Source organism: Pseudomonas sp. 01L34 (assembly GCF_056400265.1).
Genome location: NZ_JBFTSX010000008.1, coordinates 284,410 through 304,529, shown reverse-complemented (window position 1 = coordinate 304,529; position 20,120 = coordinate 284,410). Strand labels below are relative to the sequence as shown.

Here is a 20,120-nt window from a genome sequence, read left to right as displayed (position 1 = left end):
GCTTGCAGCAAAAAACCGATTTCTATTTTTCTGAGTCGATAAGAGTAAGGTCGGAGGCGTCCCGAAAGGGCACCGATTCCGAGCGAACCTGAAGACCGTTTGAGGGCTTATCCATGCCAAGAAGACGCGTAGCAGCCAAGCGCGAAGTGCTTGACGATCCAAAATACGGAAGCCAAATCCTGGCCAAGTTCATGAACCACGTGATGGAAAGCGGCAAAAAAGCCGTTGCCGAGCGTATCGTTTATGGCGCGCTGGAAAAGGTTAAAGAACGCAAGAACAGCGACCCCCTGGAAATCTTCGAGAAAGCTCTCGACGCCATCGCTCCGCTGGTCGAAGTAAAGTCGCGCCGTGTAGGCGGTGCTACTTACCAGGTTCCGGTCGAAGTTCGTCCGTCCCGTCGTAACGCGCTGGCAATGCGCTGGTTGGTAGACTTCGCCCGTAAGCGCGGCGAGAAGTCTATGGCTCTGCGTTTGGCTGGCGAACTGTTGGACGCTGCTGAAGGTAAAGGTGCTGCTGTTAAGAAGCGTGAAGACGTGCACCGTATGGCTGAAGCCAACAAGGCTTTCTCGCACTACCGCTTCTAATTTTAGCTTCACTAATTTTGCGAGGGCTTTATGGCTCGTACTACTCCGATTAGCCGCTACCGTAACATCGGTATCGTTGCTCACGTGGATGCTGGTAAAACCACCACCACCGAGCGCGTCCTTTTTTACACTGGCAAAAGTCACAAAATGGGCGAGGTGCATGACGGCGCCGCGACCACAGACTGGATGGTGCAGGAGCAGGAGCGTGGTATTACCATTACTTCTGCTGCTATCACCGCCTTCTGGAAAGGTTCTGAGAAGCAGTACTCGCACGAACACCGTTTCAACGTTATCGATACCCCGGGCCACGTAGACTTCACTATTGAAGTTGAACGCTCCCTGCGCGTACTCGACGGCGCTGTCGTTGTGTTCTGCGGTACTTCGGGTGTTGAGCCTCAGTCGGAAACCGTATGGCGTCAGGCCAACAAGTACGGCGTTCCACGTCTTGTTTACGTAAACAAGATGGACCGTGCTGGCGCTAACTTCCTGCGCGTGATCGGTCAGATCAAGCAGCGTCTGGGTCACACTCCGGTGCCAATCCAGTTGGCTATCGGTTCCGAAGACAACTTCCAGGGTCAGATCGATCTGATCAACATGCAAGCTGTCTACTGGAATGACTCTGACAAGGGTATGGTCCCTGTTCGCAAGGACATTCCTGCCGAGCTGCAAGAGCTGGCTGAAGAGTGGCGCAGCAACATGGTCGAGGCTGCGGCCGAAGCCAACGAAGAGCTGATGAACAAGTATCTCGAAGGGGAAGAGCTCTCCATCGAGGAAATCAAGGCCGCTCTGCGTCAGCGTACTATCGCTGGTGAGATCGTTCTGGCTGTTTGCGGTTCTTCCTTCAAGAACAAGGGTGTTCCCCTGGTTCTCGACGCCGTTATCGACTTCCTGCCTGCTCCTACCGACATTCCTGCTATCAAGGGTTCCAACCCGGATAACGAGGAAGAGGAAATGGAGCGTCATGCAAGCGACGACGAGCCTTTCGCGGCTCTGGCGTTCAAGATCGCTACCGACCCATTCGTGGGTACCTTGACCTTTGTTCGGGTTTACTCGGGCGTGTTGGCCTCCGGCGACGGCGTGATCAACTCGGTAAAAGGCAAGAAAGAGCGCGTGGGTCGTATGGTGCAAATGCACGCAAACGCCCGTGAAGAAATCAAGGAAGTACGCGCTGGTGACATCGCGGCCTTGATCGGCATGAAGGACGTCACCACTGGTGAAACTTTGTGCAACGCTGACAAGCCAATCATCCTGGTTCGCATGGACTTCCCGGAGCCGGTTATTTCGGTTGCCGTAGAGCCTAAGACCAAGGATGACCAGGAAAAAATGGGTATCGCTCTGGGCAAGCTTGCTCAGGAAGACCCGTCTTTCCGCGTCAAAACTGATGAAGAGACTGGTCAAACGATCATCTCCGGCATGGGCGAGCTGCACCTGGACATCCTGGTTGACCGGATGCGCCGTGAGTTCAACGTCGAAGCCAACATCGGTAAGCCTCAAGTTTCGTACCGTGAGCGCATCACGAAGAGCTGCGAAATCGAAGGCAAGTTCGTTCGTCAGTCCGGCGGTCGTGGCCAGTTTGGTCATTGCTGGATCCGTTTTGCACCTGCTGACGAAGGTCAGGAAGGTCTGCAATTCCTGAACGAAGTAGTGGGTGGTGTGGTTCCTAAGGAATACATCCCGGCTATCCAGAAGGGTATCGAAGAGCAGATGAAGAACGGTGTTGTTGCCGGCTATCCGCTGATCGGCCTGAAGGCTACCGTGTTTGATGGTTCTTACCACGACGTCGACTCGAACGAGATGGCGTTTAAGGTGGCTGCTTCCATGGCGACCAAGCAACTGGCCCAGAAGGGTGGTGGTGAGTTGCTTGAGCCGATCATGGCGGTAGAGGTTGTTACGCCTGAAGACTATATGGGTGACGTGATGGGCGACCTTAACCGTCGTCGCGGCATGATTCTGGGTATGGAAGATACGGTTTCCGGTAAAGTAATTCGTGCCGAGGTTCCGTTGGGCGAGATGTTCGGTTATGCGACCGACGTTCGTTCCATGTCTCAGGGTCGCGCAAGCTACTCTATGGAATTCAAAAAATACAATACGGCTCCGTCGCACATCGTCGAAACCGTTACCAAAAAACAAGGCTGATTCAGTCCTTTAGGCAAGGAGTTAATTGTCGTGGCTAAAGAAAAATTTGATCGTTCCCTACCGCACGTCAACGTTGGCACTATCGGTCACGTTGACCACGGTAAAACCACTCTGACCGCTGCTCTGACTCGCGTCTGCTCCGAAGTTTTCGGTTCGGCTCGTGTTGACTTCGACAAGATCGACAGCGCACCAGAAGAGAAAGCTCGCGGTATCACCATCAACACCGCTCACGTTGAGTACAACTCGAAGATCCGTCACTACGCTCACGTTGACTGCCCAGGTCACGCTGACTATGTGAAGAACATGATCACCGGTGCTGCTCAAATGGACGGCGCTATCCTGGTTTGCTCGGCCGCTGATGGTCCGATGCCACAAACCCGTGAGCACATCCTGCTGTCCCGTCAGGTAGGCGTTCCGTACATCGTGGTTTTCCTGAACAAGGCTGACCTGGTAGACGACGCTGAGCTGCTGGAACTGGTTGAGATGGAAGTGCGCGATCTGCTGAGCACTTACGACTTCCCAGGCGACGACACTCCAATCATCATCGGCTCCGCTCGTATGGCGCTGGATGGTCTGGACGATAACGAGATGGGCACCACTGCCGTCAAGAAACTGGTTGAAACTCTGGACAGCTACATCCCAGAACCAGTTCGTCTGACTGACAAGCCGTTCCTGATGCCAATCGAAGACGTATTCTCGATCTCGGGTCGCGGTACTGTTGTGACTGGTCGTATCGAGCGCGGTATCGTTCGCGTTCAGGATCCACTGGAAATCGTTGGTCTGCGTGACACTACCGTCACCACCTGCACCGGTGTTGAAATGTTCCGCAAACTGCTCGACGAAGGTCGTGCTGGCGAGAACTGCGGCGTGCTGCTGCGCGGCACCAAGCGTGATGACGTGGAGCGTGGTCAGGTTCTGGTTAAGCCAGGTACCGTTAAGCCGCACACCAAGTTCACCGCAGAAGTTTACGTTCTGAGCAAAGAAGAAGGCGGTCGTCACACTCCGTTCTTCAAAGGCTACCGTCCACAGTTCTACTTCCGTACTACTGACGTGACTGGTAACTGCGAGCTGCCAGAAGGCGTTGAAATGGTAATGCCAGGCGATAACATTCAAATGACTGTTACCCTGATCAAAACCATCGCAATGGAAGACGGTCTGCGTTTCGCTATTCGCGAAGGCGGCCGTACCGTTGGTGCTGGCGTTGTAGCTAAAATCATCGAGTAAGCTTCTCTTCTGAGATAGCTTCGATGCTTTGAAAAAGCCCCCGCTCAGCGGGGGCTTTTTTATTGGGTTGACACCTATCGGGGGCGTCTATAGAATTGCGCCTCCTTTTAACGGGCGTATTGCGCCCGGTGGGAATAGCAGCCGGAGTCTGAAATCCAATGCAAAATCAGCAAATCCGTATCAGGTTGAAGGCTTTTGACCATCGCCTGATCGACCAATCCACCCAGGAAATCGTGGAAACCGCGAAACGTACTGGTGCTCAAGTGCGTGGTCCAATTCCACTGCCTACCCGTAAAGAGCGGTTCACCGTTCTGGTCTCCCCGCACGTCAACAAAGACGCGCGTGACCAGTACGAGATCCGTACTCATAAGCGCGTTCTGGACATCGTCCAGCCAACGGATAAAACCGTTGATGCTCTTATGAAGCTTGATCTTGCGGCCGGTGTGGAAGTGCAGATCAGCCTCGGCTAAGACTCGGTCTTAGTCGTGTAACGCTCTGAAATGGGCGGCCATAGCGGGTGAAAGCCCCGTACACTCATGAGGTTTACAACATGACTATTGGTGTAGTCGGTCGTAAATGCGGTATGACCCGTATTTTCACCGAAGAAGGTGTCTCCATTCCGGTCACGGTCATTGAGATCGAGCCGAATCGCGTCACCCAGTTCAAAACTGAAGAGACCGATGGCTATCGTGCAGTGCAAGTCACTGTAGGCGAGCGTCGTGCTTCGCGTGTTACAGCTGCGCAAGCTGGCCACTTCGCTAAGGCGAACGTTGCCGCTGGTCGTACCGTAATGGAATTCCGCCTTGAAGAAGGCGAGTACCAGGCCGGCGATCTGATCAATGCTGAAATCTTCGCTGCTGGTCAACTGGTTGATGTAACCGGTCAGTCCAAAGGTAAAGGCTTCCAGGGTACGATCAAGCGTTGGAATTTCCGCGGGCAAGATAACACCCACGGTAACTCCGTATCCCACCGCGTTCCAGGCTCTATCGGCCAGTGCCAGACTCCTGGTCGTGTATTCAAGGGCAAAAAAATGTCCGGTCATATGGGCGCTGAGCGCGTGACCGTGCAGTCCCTCGAAGTAGTGCGCGTGGACGCTGAACGCAATCTGTTGTTGGTCAAGGGCGCTGTTCCTGGCGCTACTGGCGGCAACTTGGTTGTACGTCCAGCAGCCAAGGCTCGCGGTTAAGGGGAAGCTGACATGCAATTAAATGTAAATGACGCTCAAGCGATCGAAGTTTCCGAACTGACATTTGGCGGCGAATTCAACGAGACGCTGGTTCACCAAGCAGTCGTGGCCTACATGGCCGGCGGCCGTCAAGGTAGCAAGCAGCAAAAGACCCGTTCCGACGTTCGTGGTGGCGGTAAGCGCCCATGGCGTCAGAAAGGTACTGGCCGTGCTCGTGCCGGTACTATCCGTAGCCCAATCTGGCGTGGCGGCGGTACCACTTTCGCAGCTCGTCCTCAGGATCACTCCCAGAAGCTGAACAAGAAGATGTATCGCGCAGCAATGCGTTCCATCCTTGCTGAGCTGGTGCGTACTGATCGTCTGGTCGTGGTTCAGGATTTCGCTGTTGAAACGCCGAAAACCAAAGACCTGCTGGGCAAACTGAACAACATGAGCCTGACCGACGTTCTGATCGTGTCGGACGCTGTTGATCAGAACCTGTACCTGGCTGCTCGTAACCTGCCGCACGTTGATGTGCGTGATGTGCAAGGTTCCGATCCAGTTAGTCTGATCGCATACGACAAGGTGTTGATCACCGTGTCGGCCGTGAAGAAATTCGAGGAGCTGCTGGGATGAACCAGGAACGCGTATTTAAAGTTCTGCTTGGCCCGCACGTTTCCGAGAAGGCTACGGTTCTGGCAGACAAGAAAGGCCAGTTCGTTTTCAAGGTTGCCACTGACGCAACCAAGCTGGAAATCAAGAAGGCCGTCGAAAGCCTGTTCAGCGTGAAAGTAGAGCGTGTTACTACCCTGAATGTTCTGGGTAAGAGCAAGCGCACTGCTCGCGGTCTGGGCAAGCGTAATGACTGGAAGAAGGCAGTTATCTCCCTTCAGCCAGGCCAAGATCTCGATTTCAGCAGCAGTGCTGAGTAAGGAAGGGGTGCATCATGGCAATCGTTAAATGCAAACCGACTTCCCCTGGCCGCCGTTTTGTGGTCAAGGTGGTCAACCAGGAGCTGCATAAAGGCGCTCCTCACGCACCGCTGCTCGAGAAAAAATCGAAGTCTGGTGGTCGTAACAACAATGGTCGTATTACCACTCGTCACATTGGTGGTGGCCATAAGCAGCATTATCGTCTGGTCGATTTCCGTCGCAACGACAAAGATGGCATCGCTGCCACTGTTGAGCGTATCGAATACGATCCAAACCGTACTGCTCACATCGCTCTGCTGCTGTACGCAGATGGCGAGCGTCGCTACATCATCGCGCCTAAAGGCGTGAGTGCTGGCGACCAGCTGATCGCAGGTGCTCTGGCACCGATCAAGCCGGGCAACGCTCTGCAACTGCGTAACATTCCAGTTGGTAGCACCGTACACGGCATCGAATTGAAGCCAGGTAAAGGCGCGCAAATCGCTCGTTCCGCTGGTGCTTCGGCTCAGCTGATCGCTCGTGAAGGTGTCTACGTGACCCTGCGTCTGCGTTCTGGTGAGATGCGTAAAGTGCTGGCTGAATGCCGCGCGACCCTGGGCGAAGTCTCGAACTCCGAGCACAGCCTGCGTTCGCTGGGTAAAGCTGGTGCCAAACGCTGGCGTGGCGTTCGCCCAACCGTTCGTGGTGTTGCCATGAACCCGGTTGACCACCCACATGGTGGTGGTGAAGGTCGTACCTCTGGTGGTCGTCATCCGGTATCGCCATGGGGCTTCCCGACTAAGGGCGCGAAGACTCGTGGTAATAAGCGTACCGACAAAATGATCGTCCGTCGTCGCAAGTAAATAGAGGGATACGACAGTGCCACGTTCTCTGAAAAAAGGTCCTTTTATCGATCTTCACCTACTGAAGAAGATCGAAGTGGCGGCGGAAAAGAACGATCGCAAACCAGTTAAAACCTGGTCGCGTCGCTCGATGATCCTGCCACAAATGGTCGGTCTGACCATCGCAGTACACAACGGTCGTCAACACGTCCCAGTTCTCGTTAACGAAGACATGGTCGGCCACAAACTGGGCGAGTTCGCCGGTACCCGCACATATCGTGGGCACGTGGCAGACAAGAAAGCCAAGCGTTAAGGGGTTAGGAAATGGAAGTAGCCGCTAAGTTGTCGGGCGCTCGAATCTCCGCCCAGAAAGCCCGCTTGGTCGCCGACCAGATCCGCGGGAAGAAGGTGGGCGAAGCGCTCAACCTGTTGGCTTTCAGCAGTAAGAAAGCCGCCGAGATCATGAAGAAAGTGCTGGAGTCGGCCGTAGCCAACGCCGAGCATAACGAAGGCGCAGACGTTGATGACCTGAAAGTCAGCACCGTTTTCGTTAACGAAGGGCGTTCGCTGAAGCGCATCATGCCACGTGCCAAAGGCCGTGCTGATCGCATCGTCAAGCGGTCTTGCCATATCACTGTCAAGGTTGCTGACAAGTAACGGAGTCGAAGAGATGGGTCAGAAAGTACATCCCATTGGCATTCGCCTGGGAATCGTCAAGGAGCACACCTCCGTCTGGTACGCAGACGGTCGGACTTATGCGGACTACTTGTTCGCTGATCTGAAGGTGCGTGAGTATCTCCAAGACAAACTAAAAAGCGCGTCCGTAAGCCGTATCGATATCCATCGTCCGGCCCAAACTGCACGTATCACCATCCACACCGCTCGTCCAGGTATCGTTATCGGGAAGAAAGGTGAAGATGTTGAGAAACTGCGTCAGGACCTGACCAAGCAAATGGGTGTGCCTGTGCACATCAATATCGAAGAGATCCGCAAGCCGGAGCTCGACGGTATGCTGGTTGCGCAGAGCGTAGCTCAGCAGCTGGAGCGTCGCGTAATGTTCCGTCGCGCTATGAAGCGCGCTGTTCAGAACGCCATGCGCATTGGTGCCAAAGGCATCAAAATCCAAGTGAGCGGTCGTCTCGGCGGTGCTGAAATCGCACGTACTGAATGGTATCGCGAAGGTCGTGTGCCTCTGCACACCCTGCGTGCCGACATCGACTATGCCAACTACGAAGCTCACACCACTTATGGTGTGATCGGTGTAAAGGTTTGGATCTTCAAAGGCGAAGTAATTGGTGGTCGCCAAGAAGAACTGAAACCACAAGCACCAGCGCCTCGTAAAAAAGCTGCTAAGTAAGGGGTACGCCAAATGTTGCAACCAAAGCGTACGAAGTTCCGCAAGCAAATGACTGGTCACAACCGTGGCCTGGCATTGCGCGGTAGCAAAGTCAGCTTCGGCGAGTTCGCGCTGAAGTCTGTTGCTCGTGGTCGTCTCACCGCTCGTCAGATCGAGTCAGCGCGTCGTGCACTGACCCGTCACGTTAAACGTGGCGGCAAGATCTGGATCCGTGTATTCCCGGACAAGCCTATTTCCAAAAAGCCACTCGAAGTTCGGATGGGTAAAGGTAAGGGTAACGTGGAATACTGGGTTGCCCAGATTCAGCCAGGCAAAGTCCTGTATGAAATCGAGGGTGTTTCTGAAGAGCTGGCGCGTGAGGCTTTCGCCCTGGCTGCTGCAAAGCTGCCGCTCGCCACCTCCTTTGTTAAACGGACGGTGATGTGATGAAAGCGAATGAACTTCGTGAAAAATCCGCACAGCAGCTGAACGAGCAACTGCTCGGCCTGCTGCGCGACCAGTTCAATCTGCGTATGCAGAAAGCAACTGGCCAGTTGGGGCAGTCTCATCTGCTCTCGCAAGTTAAGCGTGACATCGCTCGCGTGAAGACTGTGCTCAACCAGCAGGCAGGTAAGTAATCATGGCTGAAGCCGAAAAAACTGTCCGTACGCTGACTGGCCGTGTTGTCAGCGACAAGATGGACAAAACCATCACCGTTCTGATCGAGCGTCGCGTTAAGCACCCGATCTACGGTAAATACGTTAAGCGTTCGACTAAGCTGCACGCGCACGACGAAACCAATCAGTGCCACATCGGCGACAAAGTCACTATTCGTGAAACTCGTCCTTTGGCCAAGACCAAGTCTTGGGCGCTGGTTGATGTTCTCGAACGCGCTGTGGAAGTCTAAGGACTAGGGGTCGGAGAAATTATATGATTCAGACTCAATCCATGCTCGATGTGGCCGATAACAGCGGCGCTCGCCGCGTTATGTGCATCAAGGTGCTGGGTGGCTCCCATCGTCGTTACGCTGGTATCGGTGACATCATCAAAGTTACCGTGAAGGAAGCAATTCCTCGCGGTAAGGTGAAAAAAGGCCAAGTGATGACTGCTGTTGTAGTCCGCACTCGTCACGGCGTTCGCCGTGCAGATGGCTCCATTATCCGCTTTGATGGCAACGCTGCTGTTCTTCTGAACAACAAGCAAGAGCCGATCGGCACCCGTATCTTTGGGCCAGTGACCCGTGAACTTCGTACTGAGAAGTTCATGAAGATCGTCTCGCTCGCCCCAGAAGTGCTGTAAGGAGATCCGACATGCAAAAGATTCGTCGTGACGACGAGATCATCGTGATCGCCGGCAAAGACAAAGGTAAGCGCGGTAAGGTGCTGAAGGTTCTTGCTGATGACCGTCTGGTCGTTGGTGGTCTGAACCTGGTCAAGCGTCATACCAAGCCTAACCCGATGTCGGGCGTACAGGGCGGTATCGTCGAGAAAGAAGCGCCACTGCACGCTTCCAACGTCGCCATCTTCAACGGCGAAACCAACAAGGCTGACCGCGTTGGTTTCAAAGTAGAAGACGGTAAGAAAATTCGTGTCTTCAAGTCGACCCAAAAAGCGGTTGATGCTTGAACACTGCTAGGTAGAAGACCATGGCACGACTAAAAGAGATTTACCGGAAGGAAATCGCACCGAAACTTAAGGAAGAACTTAAGCTTTCGAACGTGATGGAAGTTCCGCGCGTTACCAAAATCACCCTGAACATGGGTCTGGGCGAAGCGATCGGCGACAAAAAAGTCATCGAGCACGCTGTTGCTGACCTGGAAAAGATCACCGGCCAGAAAGTCGTTGTGACCTACGCTCGGAAATCCATCGCTGGCTTTAAAGTCCGTGAGGGTTGGCCGATCGGTGTCAAAGTGACCCTGCGCCGTGAGCGTATGTACGAGTTCCTGGATCGTCTGCTGTCGATCTCCCTGCCTCGGGTTCGCGACTTCCGCGGCCTGAATGCCAAGTCCTTCGATGGTCGTGGTAACTACAGCATGGGCGTTAAAGAGCAGATCATCTTCCCGGAAATCGACTACGACAAGATCGATGCTCTCCGCGGTCTGGACATTACCCTGACCACCACTGCCAAGAACGATGATGAAGGTCGCGCCCTGTTGCGTGCTTTCAAATTCCCGTTCCGCAACTGATTGGAGTAGGAAAATGGCCAAGATGAGCATGAAAAACCGCGAGCTGAAGCGTCAGCTCACGGTTGCCAAGTACGCCAAAAAGCGTGCAGCACTGAAAGCTATCATCGTTGATCTGAACGCAAGTCCAGAAGCGCGTTGGGAAGCTACAGTAGCCCTGCAGAAGCAGCCACGTGACGCAAGCGCTTCGCGCATGCGTAACCGCTGCCGCCTGACCGGTCGTCCACACGGCGTTTACCGCAAGTTCGGCCTTGGCCGTAACAAACTGCGTGAAGCTGCAATGCGTGGTGACGTACCTGGTCTGGTTAAAGCCAGCTGGTAAGCACTGTCGAAGTCTCGGTGTTCGGGGTCGCAAGATCCTGACCATCGGTGACCTTGAACTTGAATCAAGCCCCTATTGGGGCTTGATTCATTTGTGGGGTGTGTCTAGAATACCCGGCTCGCCTGAGCCCGTGTTTTTTTGCGCGGATGTACTCGGCGACACGTAGTAGCCGCAAGGCTAATTTTTTGTGTATTAGGAGCGTCTAGCCCATGAGTATGCAGGACCCGTTAGCGGACATGCTAACTCGAATCCGTAATGCCCAGATGGCTGAAAAGTCCGTCGTAAGCATGCCATCTTCTACTTTGAAGGTAGCTGTTGCCAAAGTCCTGAAGGACGAAGGTTACATTGCGGGTTATCAGATCAGCAGCGAAATCAAGCCACTGCTGTCCATCGAGCTGAAGTACTTCGAAGGCCGTCCGGTCATCGAGGAGGTGAAGCGCGTTAGCCGTCCAGGCCTGCGTCAGTACAAGTCCGTCGATGATCTGCCAAAAGTTCGTGGCGGTCTCGGTGTGTCTATCGTCTCCACCAACAAAGGTGTGATGACGGATCGTGCTGCGCGCGCTGCCGGTGTCGGCGGCGAAGTTCTTTGCACTGTGTTCTAAGGGGGGATAAGCATGTCACGCGTCGCTAAGAACCCCGTTAAGCTGCCAGCCGGTGTCGAAGTCAAATTCGCAGGCCAACAGCTTTCGGTGAAGGGTGCCAAGGGCACTCTCGAACTGAACATCCATTCGTCCGTTGAGATCGTTGAAGAAGCTGGTGAGCTGCGTTTCGCTGCTCGCAATGGCGATCAACAAACTCGCGCAATGGCTGGTACCACTCGTGCGTTGGTAAACAACATGGTCCAAGGCGTAAGCCAAGGCTTCGAGCGTAAGCTCCAGCTGGTCGGTGTTGGTTACAAAGCGCAAGCAAAAGGCACAGTGCTGAACCTGGCTCTTGGCTTCTCGCACCCAGTGGATTATGAACTGCCGGAAGGCATCACCGCTGAGACTCCTAGCCAGACCGATATCCTGATCAAGGGCATCGACAAGCAGCTGGTAGGTCAAGTGGCCGCCGAGATCCGCGACTTCCGTCCACCAGAGCCGTACAAAGGCAAAGGTGTGCGCTACGCGGACGAAGTCGTCCGTCGTAAAGAAGCCAAGAAGAAGTAGGGCATAGCAAATGACCGACAAAAAAGTTACTCGACTGCGTCGCGCTCGCAAAGCACGCCTGAAAATGCACGAACTCGAAGTCGTGCGTCTCTGCGTGTTCCGCTCGTCGCAGCACATCTACGCCCAGGTCATTTCGGCCGACGGCAACAAAGTCCTGGCAAGTGCCTCGACTTTGGATAAAGAACTGCGTGATGGTGCCACCGGCAACATCGACGCGGCCACTAAGGTTGGCCAGCTGGTCGCTACGCGTGCTAAAGCCGCTGGCGTCTCGCAGGTGGCTTTCGACCGCTCTGGCTTCAAGTACCACGGCCGCGTCAAGGCGCTGGCTGATGCTGCTCGTGAAGCTGGGCTGGAGTTCTAAGTTATGTCAAATAACGACCAAAAGCGCGACGAAGGCTACATCGAGAAGCTGGTTCAAGTTAACCGCGTAGCCAAAACCGTTAAAGGCGGCCGTATCTTCACTTTCACCGCGTTGACCGTGGTTGGTGATGGTAAAGGGCGCGTTGGCTTCGGCCGTGGCAAGTCGCGTGAAGTGCCTGCTGCGATCCAGAAGGCAATGGAAGCTGCTCGCCGCAACATGATCCAGGTTGATCTGAACGGCACCACTCTGCAGTACGCAATGAAGTCCGCCCACGGCGCTTCGAAGGTGTACATGCAGCCTGCTTCTGAAGGTACCGGTATCATCGCTGGCGGCGCTATGCGTGCTGTCCTCGAAGTTGCTGGCGTTCAGAACGTTCTGGCCAAGTGCTACGGCTCGACTAACCCGGTAAACGTGGTTCACGCCACTTTCAAGGGTTTGAAAGCAATGCAGTCTCCTGAATCCATTGCCGCCAAGCGTGGCAAAAGCGTCAAGGAGATCTTCTGATCATGGCTACCGTTAAAGTTACGCTGATCAAAAGCATGACCGGCCGCATCCCTAACCACAAACTGTGCGTTAAGGGTCTGGGTCTGCGTCGCATCGGTCACACTGTAGAAGTCCAGGATACTCCCGAGAATCGCGGGATGATCAACAAGGCTTACTACATGCTGCGTGTCGAGGGTTAATCGATGAAACTCAATGATCTGAGTCCAGCGCCGGGTTCCCGTCGCGAAAAGCATCGTCCGGGCCGTGGTATCGGTAGCGGTTTGGGTAAGACTGGTGGCCGTGGTCACAAAGGTCAAACCTCCCGCTCCGGTGGCACCATTGCTCCAGGCTTTGAAGGCGGTCAACAGCCGCTGCATCGTCGCCTGCCGAAGTTTGGTTTCGTTTCCCTGAAGGCCATGGACCGCGCAGAAGTGCGTCTGTCCGAGCTGGCTAAAGTGGAAGGCGACATCGTCACCGTGCAGTCCCTGAAAGATGCCAACGTGATCAACGTCAACGTTCAGCGTGTGAAAATCATGCTGTCCGGCGAAGTTACTCGCGCTGTCACCATCGGAAAGGGAATCGGCGCCACCAAAGGTGCGCGTGCGGCTATCGAAGCAGCTGGCGGCAAGTTCGAGGAATAAATGGCTAAGCAAGGTGCTCTCTCTGCGCTCGGCAAAGGCGGTATGTCTGAACTCTGGGCTCGTCTGCGTTTTCTGTTCCTGGCGATTATCGTCTACCGAATAGGCGCACACATCCCGGTTCCAGGTATCAACCCGGACCGACTCGCGGACCTGTTTCGACAGAATGAGGGGACCATTCTTAGCTTGTTCAACATGTTTTCCGGCGGCGCGCTGGAGCGGATGAGTATCTTTGCACTGGGGATCATGCCGTACATTTCGGCATCGATCATCATGCAGCTGATGACCGCCGTCAGCCCGCAGCTGGAACAGTTGAAGAAGGAAGGTGAAGCTGGCCGTCGCAAGATCAGCCAGTACACCCGCTACGGCACTGTCGTCCTCGCTCTCGTCCAGGCTATTGGCATGTCCATTGGTCTGGCGGGGCAGGGCGTTGCGTTCACTGGTGACTTTGGCTTCCATTTCGTCGCGGTATCCACTTTTGTGGCTGGTGCGATGTTCATGATGTGGCTGGGTGAGCAGATTACTGAGCGTGGTGTTGGCAACGGTATCTCGATGTTGATTTTTTCGGGTATCGTCGCCGGTCTTCCGAGAGCGATCGGGCAGTCTTTCGAGTCTGCACGTCAGGGTGATATCAACATCTTCGCCCTGGTTGCCATCGGTTTGCTGGCAGTAGCGATTATCGGTTTCGTGGTGTTCATTGAGCGTGGCCAGCGTCGTATTGCTGTTCACTACGCCAAGCGTCAGCAGGGCCGTAAGGTCTTCGCTGCGCAGACCAGCCACTTGCCGCTGAAGGTGAACATGGCCGGTGTTATTCCGGCTATTTTCGCGAGCAGCATTTTGCTGTTCCCGGCTTCGTTGGGTGCCTGGTTCGGTCAGTCTGAAGGTATGGGCTGGTTGCAGGACATCTCGCAGTCGATCGCTCCTGGTCAGCCGTTGAATATTCTGCTGTTTAGTGCAGGGATTATTTTCTTCTGCTTCTTCTATACGGCGTTGATGTTCAATCCGAAAGACGTAGCGGAAAACCTGAAGAAGTCCGGTGCCTTTATTCCGGGCATCCGTCCAGGTGAGCAGTCTGCGCGCTACATTGATGGCGTTCTGACTCGCTTGACCATGTTCGGTGCTCTTTACATGACGGCCGTCTGCCTGTTGCCCCAGTTCCTGGTGGTTGCAGCAAACGTACCGTTCTACCTTGGCGGGACCTCGTTGCTGATCGTGGTCGTGGTTGTGATGGACTTCATGTCCCAAGTACAATCGCACCTCGTTTCGCACCAGTACGAATCCCTGATGAAGAAAGCCAACCTGAAGGGTTACGGCAGCGGCATGTTGCGCTGAGTACCCATAAGGTTCGAGGAGTTGGTGATGAAAGTTCGTGCATCGGTGAAAAAGCTGTGCCGTAACTGCAAGATTATTCGCCGCGAAGGTGTTGTTCGAGTAATTTGCAGCGCGGAACCGCGTCACAAACAGCGCCAAGGCTGAGTGTGATTGTGCTTCAAGCCCGGCAGCTAGTGCGCTGCCGGGTTGATTATTTGTTATTACAGCGATATTATCTCGCGCCCTATTTCTTGGCTTCCGGGGCGTAGGTAGCTGTCAATTGGAGTCCCACTGAATGGCCCGTATTGCAGGCGTTAACATTCCAGATAACAAGCATACTGTTATCTCGCTGACCTACATCTATGGTGTTGGTCGCACTACTGCACAGAAAATTTGTGCAGTGACTGGGGTAAACCCAGCGGCAAAGATCAAAGATCTGAGCGACGAGCAGATTGAACAGCTGCGTGGCGAAGTGGCGAAGTTCACCACTGAAGGTGACCTGCGTCGCGAAATCAACATGAAAATCAAGCGTTTGATGGACCTCGGTTGCTATCGCGGTCTGCGTCATCGTCGTGGTCTGCCAGTACGCGGTCAGCGTACCAAGACCAACGCGCGTACCCGTAAAGGTCCGCGTAAGCCGATCCGCAAGTAATCGCCCCAGCGAATCGACAGGAAATTAATCATGGCAAAACCTGCTGCTCGTCCTCGTAAAAAAGTTAAAAAGACAGTGGTTGATGGCATCGCCCACATCCATGCTTCTTTTAACAACACCATCGTGACCATCACCGACCGTCAAGGTAACGCTCTTTCCTGGGCTACCTCCGGTGGTTCGGGTTTCCGCGGTTCCCGCAAGTCCACCCCGTTCGCTGCTCAAGTAGCTGCTGAACGTGCTGGTCAAGCTGCGCTGGAATACGGCCTGAAAAACCTCGACGTTAACGTCAAAGGTCCAGGTCCAGGTCGTGAATCCGCAGTCCGCGCTTTGAACGGCTGTGGCTACAAGATCGCCAGCATCACCGACGTGACGCCAATCCCGCACAACGGGTGCCGTCCGCCGAAGAAGCGCCGCGTGTAATCCAGGAGATTGTAAAGAATGGCTCGTTACATTGGTCCAAAATGCAAACTCGCTCGTCGCGAAGGCACCGATCTCTTTCTGAAGAGCGGCGTGCGCGCGATCGAATCGAAGTGCAACATCGAAGCAGCACCTGGTATCCACGGCCAACGCCGCGGTCGCCAGTCCGATTACGGCACCCAACTGCGTGAAAAGCAGAAGGTCCGTCGTATCTACGGCGTTCTCGAGCGTCAATTCAGCGGCTACTACAAAGAAGCCGCTGGCAAGAAAGGCGCAACTGGCGAAAACCTGTTGCAACTGCTCGAATGCCGTCTGGACAACGTTGTATACCGTATGGGTTTTGGCTCTACTCGTGCCGAATCCCGTCAGCTGGTATCGCACAAGTCGATCAGCGTTAACGGTCAGACCGTAAACGTTCCGTCCTACCAGGTTCGTGCTGGTGACGTGGTCGCAGTTCGCGAGAAAGCAAAGAACCAACTTCGCATTGTCCAAGCTCTCGATCTGTGTGCCCAACGTGGCCGCGTAGAATGGGTAGAAGTAGACACTGAGAAGAAGTCGGGCGTTTTCAAGAACGTTCCTGCTCGCAGTGATCTGTCCGCCGACATCAACGAAAGCCTGATTGTCGAGCTCTACTCCAAGTAAGGGCTAGAAAATAGGTGCATCCATGCAGATTTCGGTAAATGAGTTCCTGACACCCCGCCATATTGATGTGCAGGTTGTCAGTCCAACCCGCGCCAAGATCACACTCGAGCCTCTCGAGCGTGGTTTCGGCCACACCCTGGGCAACGCGCTGCGCCGCATCCTGTTGTCCTCAATGCCCGGCTGTGCAGTAGTCGAGGCCGAGATTGACGGTGTGCTCCACGAGTACAGCGCCATCGAAGGTGTACAGGAAGACGTAATTGAAATCCTGTTGAACCTTAAAGGTCTGGCTATCAAGCTGCACGGTCGAGACGAAGTTACGCTGACCTTGTCGAAGAAGGGTTCGGGGGTGGTTACCGCTGCCGATATTCAGCTGGATCATGATGTCGAGATCGTTAACCCCGATCACGTAATCGCTAACCTGGCGTCTAACGGCGCCCTGAACATGAAGCTCACCGTAGCTCGTGGTCGTGGTTATGAACCGGCAGACTCGCGTCAGAGCGATGAAGACGAAAGCCGCAGCATCGGTCGCTTGCAGCTTGACTCTTCGTTCAGCCCGGTTCGCCGTATCGCATACGTGGTGGAAAACGCCCGTGTCGAACAGCGTACTAACCTGGACAAGCTGGTTATTGATCTGGAAACCAACGGTACCCTGGATCCTGAAGAGGCTATCCGCCGTGCTGCAACCATTCTGCAACAGCAGTTGGCTGCGTTCGTCGATCTCAAAGGTGACAGTGAGCCAGTGGTTGTCGAGCAGGAAGACGAGATCGATCCGATCCTGCTTCGCCCGGTTGACGATCTGGAACTGACTGTACGTTCGGCTAACTGCCTTAAGGCGGAAAACATCTACTACATCGGCGACCTGATTCAGCGTACCGAAGTAGAGCTGTTGAAGACTCCGAACCTTGGCAAGAAATCCTTGACTGAAATCAAGGACGTTCTGGCCTCCCGCGGTCTGTCCCTCGGCATGCGCCTCGACAACTGGCCGCCTGCAAGTCTTAAGAAGGACGACAAGGCGACTGCCTGATCGTCGTAATCACCGAACGTTGTGTTTGGTAAGGAATGAACCATGCGTCATCGTAAAAGTGGTCGTCACCTGAGCCGCACCAGCTCGCACCGCAAGGCCATGTTTCAAAACATGGCGGTGTCGCTGTTCGAGCACGAGCTGATCAAAACTACACTGCCAAAAGCCAAAGAACTGCGCCGCGTTGCTGAGCCGCTGATCACTTTGGCCAAGACAGACAGCCTGGCTAACCGCCGTCTGGCTTTCGACCGTACTCGTTCGAAAGCTATCGTTGGTAAGCTCTTCAACGACCTGGGCAAGCGTTACGCTACCCGTGAGGGTGGCTACCTGCGCATCCTCAAGTGCGGTTTCCGCGCTGGCGACAACGCGCCTATGGCGTACGTCGAGTTGGTTGATCGTGCTGTCGGCGGTGAAGCTGTATCCGCTGAGTAAGACGTCAGTCTGAAACAAAGAACCGGGCCTAGTGCCCGGTTTTTTGTGCCTGCAAGAAATGCGCTCTGCGTACAAGCTTCAAACCCTTCCCTATAGGCACTATATGCTTGGGTTGATCATTAGTAATTTTCTATTGATGTCTGCAAATTAATGAATTTGTGACTGTCATGTTGATGATCAATACTTCCCACCAAGCCGATTTAGCCGGCAGTTCAAGACTGACAGAGGAAGAGATCGCATGAGCCAAAACAAAACACTTACGACCGCCAGTGGCGCTCCTGTCGCCGACAACCAGAATTCCCGCTCCGCCGGCCCTCGTGGCCCTCTGCTGCTCGACGATTTCCACCTGATCGAGAAGCTTGCCCACTTCAACCGTGAAAACATCCCGGAGCGTCGCGTACACGCCAAAGGCTCGGGTGCTTACGGCACGTTCACTGTGACTCGCGATATCACTCAATACACCAGTGCCAAGCTGTTTGAGTCTGTCGGCAAACAAACCCCGACCTTCCTGCGATTCTCCACCGTGGGTGGCGAGCGCGGCTCGGCTGACACCGAGCGTGATCCACGTGGTTTTGCCCTGAAGTTCTACACCGAGGAAGGCAACTGGGACATCGTCGGTAACAACACGCCGGTGTTCTTCATCCGTGATCCGCTGAAATTCCCTGACTTTATCCACACCCAGAAGCGTCTGCCGCAAAGCAACCTGAAAAGCGCGCAGATGATGTGGGATTTCTGGTCGCATTCGCCTGAGGCGCTGCACCAGGTCACTATCCTGTTTTCGGATCGCGGCATCCCTGACGGTTACCGTCACATGCACGGCTTCGGCAGCCACACCTACAGCTTGATCAACGCCAATGGCGAGCGTCACTGGGTGAAGTGGCACTATAAAACCAAGCAAGGGATCAAGAACCTCGCTCCGGCAGAAGCGGCGCGCCTGGCCGGCACCGATCCGGATTACGCACAACGTGACCTGTTCGGCGCCATTGAGCGCGGTGACTTCCCGAAATGGAGTGTCAACATTCAGATCATGACCGAGGCTCAGGCCTCGGCTCACTACGAGAACCCGTTTGACGTGACCAAGACTTGGTCGCAGAAGGAGTTCCCGTTGATCGAAGTGGGCGAGCTTGAGCTCAACCGCAATCCGCTGAACTACTTCGCTGAAGTCGAGCAGGCCGCGTTCGGTCCGAGCAACATGGTCCCAGGCGTCGGCCTGTCACCTGACCGCATGCTGCAGGGGCGTGTGTTCGCTTACGCGGATGCCCACCGGTACCGTGTGGGCACCAATCACCAGCAGCTGCCAGTGAATGCACCTCGCAGTCCGGTCAACACTTACCAGCGCGATGGTTCGATGGCGTTTGGCAGTAATGGCGGTGCGGCGCCGAACTACGAGCCGAACAGCTACGTTGAATCACCGAAACAGGCACCGCACTACGCAGAACCTGCCTTGGCCTTGAGCGGCGCGGCTGACCGTTACGATCATCGCGAAGATACCGACTACTACAGTCACGCGGGTGCGCTGTTCCGTCTGATGAACGATGAGCAGAAAGCGCTGCTGATCAACAACATTGCCGGTGCAATGGCTGGGGTTTCCGGCGACGTGGTTGATCGTCAGCTACAGCATTTCTTCAAGGCCGATCCGGCTTATGGAGAAGGCATCGCGAAGGCGTTGGGCGTACAGCTTAACGAAGTCTAAACGAGAAGCAGAACCGCCCTCATTAGGGCGGTTTTTTGCGTTATTTGAACCCATTTTCTCAGAATATCTTCGCTTTTATTGCGGCGGATGAGTGACCTTCAGGTCAGGTTGGTTCAAACTACAGCCTTTCAAGCAGGGAGATGTAGGGCGATGCAAGGTCACCCAGACGTAATCGATTACCTCAACACGTTGCTGACAGGCGAACTGGCAGCGCGTGATCAATATTTCATCCATTCGCGGATGTACGAGGACTGGGGGTTCACCGAGCTCTACGAACGTATCAACCACGAGATGGAAGAAGAGGCTCAGCACGCTGATGCGCTGATGCGTCGGATCCTGATGCTCGAAGGTACGCCGCGCATGCGTCCGGACGATCTCGATGTCGGCACCACCGTGCCGGACATGCTCGCCGCTGACCTGCGTCTGGAATATAAAGTTCGTGCAGCTCTGTGCAAAGGCATCGAGCTTTGCGAGCGGCACAAGGACTATGTCACCCGCGAGATCTTGCGCATTCAGCTGAACGACACCGAGGAAGATCACACCTATTGGCTGGAGAAACAGCTGGGTTTGATCAAGTTGATCGGATTGGAGAATTACCTGCAATCGCAGTTCTGATTTTTAGG

Annotated in this window: 33 protein-coding genes; all 33 read left to right on the top strand. The window is 54.6% G+C overall.

The features are described 5' to 3' along the window. Positions 1-113 precede the first annotated feature (113 nt). The 33 genes from rpsG (at position 114) to bfr (ending at position 20,112) form a co-directional block, all read left to right on the top strand. Positions 114-584 carry a 30S ribosomal protein S7 gene (gene rpsG / locus AC1DQM_RS25155; RefSeq protein ID WP_002555493.1) on the top strand — a complete coding sequence of 157 codons (471 nt, stop codon included), beginning with the start codon at positions 114-116 and terminating at the stop codon, positions 582-584. Between the two features lie 30 nt (positions 585-614). Next, positions 615-2,720, top strand: coding sequence for an elongation factor G (fusA, locus tag AC1DQM_RS25150; RefSeq protein ID WP_007933703.1), 2,106 nt, complete (start codon positions 615-617; stop codon positions 2,718-2,720). 30 nt (positions 2,721-2,750) lie between these two features. Continuing rightward, positions 2,751-3,944, top strand: a complete 1,194-nt coding sequence (tuf, locus tag AC1DQM_RS25145; RefSeq protein ID WP_007933700.1) for an elongation factor Tu — start codon at positions 2,751-2,753, stop codon at positions 3,942-3,944. 158 nt (positions 3,945-4,102) lie between these two features. Continuing rightward, positions 4,103-4,414: a 30S ribosomal protein S10 gene (gene rpsJ, locus AC1DQM_RS25140; RefSeq protein ID WP_003186070.1), complete on the top strand. Its 312-nt coding sequence runs from the start codon at positions 4,103-4,105 to the stop codon at positions 4,412-4,414. An 80-nt stretch (positions 4,415-4,494) separates the two neighbouring features. Next, positions 4,495-5,130, top strand: a complete 636-nt coding sequence (rplC, locus tag AC1DQM_RS25135; protein ID WP_003186059.1) for a 50S ribosomal protein L3 — start codon at positions 4,495-4,497, stop codon at positions 5,128-5,130. Positions 5,131-5,142: 12 nt separating this feature from the next. Further along, entirely contained in the window at positions 5,143-5,745 is a 603-nt protein-coding gene (rplD, locus tag AC1DQM_RS25130; RefSeq protein WP_003228735.1) for a 50S ribosomal protein L4, read from the top strand. Beyond that, positions 5,742-6,041 carry a 50S ribosomal protein L23 gene (rplW, locus tag AC1DQM_RS25125; protein WP_002555488.1) on the top strand — a complete coding sequence of 100 codons (300 nt, stop codon included), beginning with the start codon at positions 5,742-5,744 and terminating at the stop codon, positions 6,039-6,041. The genes rplD and rplW overlap by 4 nt, the downstream gene beginning before the upstream one ends. Before the next feature lie 14 nt (positions 6,042-6,055). Then, positions 6,056-6,880 (top strand): 50S ribosomal protein L2, encoded by an 825-nt coding sequence (gene rplB / locus AC1DQM_RS25120; RefSeq protein ID WP_003186055.1) that lies wholly within the window; start codon positions 6,056-6,058, stop codon positions 6,878-6,880. A gap of 16 nt (positions 6,881-6,896) precedes the next feature. Next, positions 6,897-7,172, top strand: coding sequence for a 30S ribosomal protein S19 (gene rpsS, locus AC1DQM_RS25115; RefSeq protein ID WP_002555486.1), 276 nt, complete (start codon positions 6,897-6,899; stop codon positions 7,170-7,172). 11 nt (positions 7,173-7,183) lie between these two features. Further along, on the top strand, positions 7,184-7,516 hold the full coding sequence (gene rplV / locus AC1DQM_RS25110) for a 50S ribosomal protein L22 (protein ID WP_003103908.1): 333 nt from the start codon (positions 7,184-7,186) through the stop codon (positions 7,514-7,516). Positions 7,517-7,529: 13 nt separating this feature from the next. Next, positions 7,530-8,216 carry a 30S ribosomal protein S3 gene (gene rpsC / locus AC1DQM_RS25105; RefSeq protein ID WP_003176422.1) on the top strand — a complete coding sequence of 229 codons (687 nt, stop codon included), beginning with the start codon at positions 7,530-7,532 and terminating at the stop codon, positions 8,214-8,216. 12 nt (positions 8,217-8,228) lie between these two features. Beyond that, on the top strand, positions 8,229-8,642 hold the full coding sequence (rplP, locus tag AC1DQM_RS25100) for a 50S ribosomal protein L16 (RefSeq protein WP_003228729.1): 414 nt from the start codon (positions 8,229-8,231) through the stop codon (positions 8,640-8,642). Further along, entirely contained in the window at positions 8,642-8,833 is a 192-nt protein-coding gene (gene rpmC, locus AC1DQM_RS25095) for a 50S ribosomal protein L29 (protein ID WP_002555481.1), read from the top strand. Before rplP ends, rpmC begins: the two co-directional genes overlap by 1 nt. A gap of 2 nt (positions 8,834-8,835) precedes the next feature. Then, positions 8,836-9,102 carry a 30S ribosomal protein S17 gene (gene rpsQ, locus AC1DQM_RS25090; RefSeq protein WP_003176419.1) on the top strand — a complete coding sequence of 89 codons (267 nt, stop codon included), beginning with the start codon at positions 8,836-8,838 and terminating at the stop codon, positions 9,100-9,102. 23 nt (positions 9,103-9,125) lie between these two features. Beyond that, positions 9,126-9,494, top strand: a complete 369-nt coding sequence (gene rplN, locus AC1DQM_RS25085) for a 50S ribosomal protein L14 (protein ID WP_002555479.1) — start codon at positions 9,126-9,128, stop codon at positions 9,492-9,494. A gap of 11 nt (positions 9,495-9,505) precedes the next feature. Further along, positions 9,506-9,820: a 50S ribosomal protein L24 gene (rplX, locus tag AC1DQM_RS25080; protein WP_007896770.1), complete on the top strand. Its 315-nt coding sequence runs from the start codon at positions 9,506-9,508 to the stop codon at positions 9,818-9,820. Positions 9,821-9,840: 20 nt separating this feature from the next. Continuing rightward, entirely contained in the window at positions 9,841-10,380 is a 540-nt protein-coding gene (gene rplE, locus AC1DQM_RS25075; RefSeq protein WP_003210069.1) for a 50S ribosomal protein L5, read from the top strand. 13 nt (positions 10,381-10,393) lie between these two features. After that, the gene (gene rpsN / locus AC1DQM_RS25070; RefSeq protein ID WP_003176414.1) at positions 10,394-10,699 is read left to right on the top strand and encodes a 30S ribosomal protein S14; all 306 of its coding nucleotides are present in this window, start codon (positions 10,394-10,396) and stop codon (positions 10,697-10,699) included. 209 nt (positions 10,700-10,908) lie between these two features. Continuing rightward, complete coding sequence (gene rpsH, locus AC1DQM_RS25065; RefSeq protein WP_003186040.1) at positions 10,909-11,301, top strand: 30S ribosomal protein S8; 393 nt, start codon at positions 10,909-10,911, stop codon at positions 11,299-11,301. Between the two features lie 12 nt (positions 11,302-11,313). Beyond that, positions 11,314-11,847: a 50S ribosomal protein L6 gene (gene rplF, locus AC1DQM_RS25060; protein WP_003176412.1), complete on the top strand. Its 534-nt coding sequence runs from the start codon at positions 11,314-11,316 to the stop codon at positions 11,845-11,847. 10 nt (positions 11,848-11,857) lie between these two features. Next, a complete protein-coding gene (gene rplR, locus AC1DQM_RS25055) occupies positions 11,858-12,208 on the top strand; it encodes a 50S ribosomal protein L18 (RefSeq protein ID WP_003186037.1) in 351 nt (116 codons plus the stop codon). Positions 12,209-12,211: 3 nt separating this feature from the next. Beyond that, positions 12,212-12,712 (top strand): 30S ribosomal protein S5, encoded by a 501-nt coding sequence (gene rpsE, locus AC1DQM_RS25050; protein WP_003186035.1) that lies wholly within the window; start codon positions 12,212-12,214, stop codon positions 12,710-12,712. Positions 12,713-12,714: 2 nt separating this feature from the next. Next, positions 12,715-12,891 (top strand): 50S ribosomal protein L30, encoded by a 177-nt coding sequence (gene rpmD / locus AC1DQM_RS25045; RefSeq protein WP_003176408.1) that lies wholly within the window; start codon positions 12,715-12,717, stop codon positions 12,889-12,891. A gap of 3 nt (positions 12,892-12,894) precedes the next feature. After that, positions 12,895-13,332 carry a 50S ribosomal protein L15 gene (gene rplO / locus AC1DQM_RS25040; protein ID WP_003228720.1) on the top strand — a complete coding sequence of 146 codons (438 nt, stop codon included), beginning with the start codon at positions 12,895-12,897 and terminating at the stop codon, positions 13,330-13,332. Then, the gene (gene secY, locus AC1DQM_RS25035) at positions 13,333-14,661 is read left to right on the top strand and encodes a preprotein translocase subunit SecY (RefSeq protein WP_003228718.1); all 1,329 of its coding nucleotides are present in this window, start codon (positions 13,333-13,335) and stop codon (positions 14,659-14,661) included. A 27-nt stretch (positions 14,662-14,688) separates the two neighbouring features. Beyond that, positions 14,689-14,805, top strand: a complete 117-nt coding sequence (gene rpmJ, locus AC1DQM_RS25030) for a 50S ribosomal protein L36 (protein WP_002555468.1) — start codon at positions 14,689-14,691, stop codon at positions 14,803-14,805. A 130-nt stretch (positions 14,806-14,935) separates the two neighbouring features. Then, a complete protein-coding gene (rpsM, locus tag AC1DQM_RS25025) occupies positions 14,936-15,292 on the top strand; it encodes a 30S ribosomal protein S13 (protein ID WP_003186020.1) in 357 nt (118 codons plus the stop codon). A 30-nt stretch (positions 15,293-15,322) separates the two neighbouring features. Beyond that, positions 15,323-15,712, top strand: a complete 390-nt coding sequence (rpsK, locus tag AC1DQM_RS25020; protein WP_002555466.1) for a 30S ribosomal protein S11 — start codon at positions 15,323-15,325, stop codon at positions 15,710-15,712. A gap of 18 nt (positions 15,713-15,730) precedes the next feature. Then, on the top strand, positions 15,731-16,351 hold the full coding sequence (gene rpsD, locus AC1DQM_RS25015) for a 30S ribosomal protein S4 (protein ID WP_003176404.1): 621 nt from the start codon (positions 15,731-15,733) through the stop codon (positions 16,349-16,351). Positions 16,352-16,373: 22 nt separating this feature from the next. Further along, entirely contained in the window at positions 16,374-17,375 is a 1,002-nt protein-coding gene (locus tag AC1DQM_RS25010) for a DNA-directed RNA polymerase subunit alpha (RefSeq protein WP_003186012.1), read from the top strand. 42 nt (positions 17,376-17,417) lie between these two features. Then, positions 17,418-17,804, top strand: coding sequence for a 50S ribosomal protein L17 (gene rplQ / locus AC1DQM_RS25005; protein ID WP_007924175.1), 387 nt, complete (start codon positions 17,418-17,420; stop codon positions 17,802-17,804). Positions 17,805-18,042: 238 nt separating this feature from the next. Next, on the top strand, positions 18,043-19,497 hold the full coding sequence (locus AC1DQM_RS25000; protein WP_096479466.1) for a catalase: 1,455 nt from the start codon (positions 18,043-18,045) through the stop codon (positions 19,495-19,497). Between the two features lie 150 nt (positions 19,498-19,647). Beyond that, positions 19,648-20,112 (top strand): bacterioferritin, encoded by a 465-nt coding sequence (bfr, locus tag AC1DQM_RS24995; protein ID WP_018925657.1) that lies wholly within the window; start codon positions 19,648-19,650, stop codon positions 20,110-20,112. Positions 20,113-20,120 lie beyond the last annotated feature (8 nt).

Coding starts and splice junctions, on each gene's coding strand:
- rpsG (WP_002555493.1), top strand. CDS start 114: ATGCCAAGAAGACGCGTAGCAGCCAAGCGCGAAGTGCTTGACGATCCA.
- fusA (WP_007933703.1), top strand. CDS start 615: ATGGCTCGTACTACTCCGATTAGCCGCTACCGTAACATCGGTATCGTT.
- rpsJ (WP_003186070.1), top strand. CDS start 4,103: ATGCAAAATCAGCAAATCCGTATCAGGTTGAAGGCTTTTGACCATCGC.
- rplC (WP_003186059.1), top strand. CDS start 4,495: ATGACTATTGGTGTAGTCGGTCGTAAATGCGGTATGACCCGTATTTTC.
- rplD (WP_003228735.1), top strand. CDS start 5,143: ATGCAATTAAATGTAAATGACGCTCAAGCGATCGAAGTTTCCGAACTG.
- rplW (WP_002555488.1), top strand. CDS start 5,742: ATGAACCAGGAACGCGTATTTAAAGTTCTGCTTGGCCCGCACGTTTCC.
- rplB (WP_003186055.1), top strand. CDS start 6,056: ATGGCAATCGTTAAATGCAAACCGACTTCCCCTGGCCGCCGTTTTGTG.
- rplV (WP_003103908.1), top strand. CDS start 7,184: ATGGAAGTAGCCGCTAAGTTGTCGGGCGCTCGAATCTCCGCCCAGAAA.
- rpsC (WP_003176422.1), top strand. CDS start 7,530: ATGGGTCAGAAAGTACATCCCATTGGCATTCGCCTGGGAATCGTCAAG.
- rplP (WP_003228729.1), top strand. CDS start 8,229: ATGTTGCAACCAAAGCGTACGAAGTTCCGCAAGCAAATGACTGGTCAC.
- rpmC (WP_002555481.1), top strand. CDS start 8,642: ATGAAAGCGAATGAACTTCGTGAAAAATCCGCACAGCAGCTGAACGAG.
- rpsQ (WP_003176419.1), top strand. CDS start 8,836: ATGGCTGAAGCCGAAAAAACTGTCCGTACGCTGACTGGCCGTGTTGTC.
- rplN (WP_002555479.1), top strand. CDS start 9,126: ATGATTCAGACTCAATCCATGCTCGATGTGGCCGATAACAGCGGCGCT.
- rplX (WP_007896770.1), top strand. CDS start 9,506: ATGCAAAAGATTCGTCGTGACGACGAGATCATCGTGATCGCCGGCAAA.
- rplE (WP_003210069.1), top strand. CDS start 9,841: ATGGCACGACTAAAAGAGATTTACCGGAAGGAAATCGCACCGAAACTT.
- rpsN (WP_003176414.1), top strand. CDS start 10,394: ATGGCCAAGATGAGCATGAAAAACCGCGAGCTGAAGCGTCAGCTCACG.
- rpsH (WP_003186040.1), top strand. CDS start 10,909: ATGAGTATGCAGGACCCGTTAGCGGACATGCTAACTCGAATCCGTAAT.
- rplF (WP_003176412.1), top strand. CDS start 11,314: ATGTCACGCGTCGCTAAGAACCCCGTTAAGCTGCCAGCCGGTGTCGAA.
- rplR (WP_003186037.1), top strand. CDS start 11,858: ATGACCGACAAAAAAGTTACTCGACTGCGTCGCGCTCGCAAAGCACGC.
- rpsE (WP_003186035.1), top strand. CDS start 12,212: ATGTCAAATAACGACCAAAAGCGCGACGAAGGCTACATCGAGAAGCTG.
- rpmD (WP_003176408.1), top strand. CDS start 12,715: ATGGCTACCGTTAAAGTTACGCTGATCAAAAGCATGACCGGCCGCATC.
- rplO (WP_003228720.1), top strand. CDS start 12,895: ATGAAACTCAATGATCTGAGTCCAGCGCCGGGTTCCCGTCGCGAAAAG.
- secY (WP_003228718.1), top strand. CDS start 13,333: ATGGCTAAGCAAGGTGCTCTCTCTGCGCTCGGCAAAGGCGGTATGTCT.
- rpmJ (WP_002555468.1), top strand. CDS start 14,689: ATGAAAGTTCGTGCATCGGTGAAAAAGCTGTGCCGTAACTGCAAGATT.
- rpsM (WP_003186020.1), top strand. CDS start 14,936: ATGGCCCGTATTGCAGGCGTTAACATTCCAGATAACAAGCATACTGTT.
- rpsK (WP_002555466.1), top strand. CDS start 15,323: ATGGCAAAACCTGCTGCTCGTCCTCGTAAAAAAGTTAAAAAGACAGTG.
- rpsD (WP_003176404.1), top strand. CDS start 15,731: ATGGCTCGTTACATTGGTCCAAAATGCAAACTCGCTCGTCGCGAAGGC.
- AC1DQM_RS25010 (WP_003186012.1), top strand. CDS start 16,374: ATGCAGATTTCGGTAAATGAGTTCCTGACACCCCGCCATATTGATGTG.
- rplQ (WP_007924175.1), top strand. CDS start 17,418: ATGCGTCATCGTAAAAGTGGTCGTCACCTGAGCCGCACCAGCTCGCAC.
- AC1DQM_RS25000 (WP_096479466.1), top strand. CDS start 18,043: ATGAGCCAAAACAAAACACTTACGACCGCCAGTGGCGCTCCTGTCGCC.
- bfr (WP_018925657.1), top strand. CDS start 19,648: ATGCAAGGTCACCCAGACGTAATCGATTACCTCAACACGTTGCTGACA.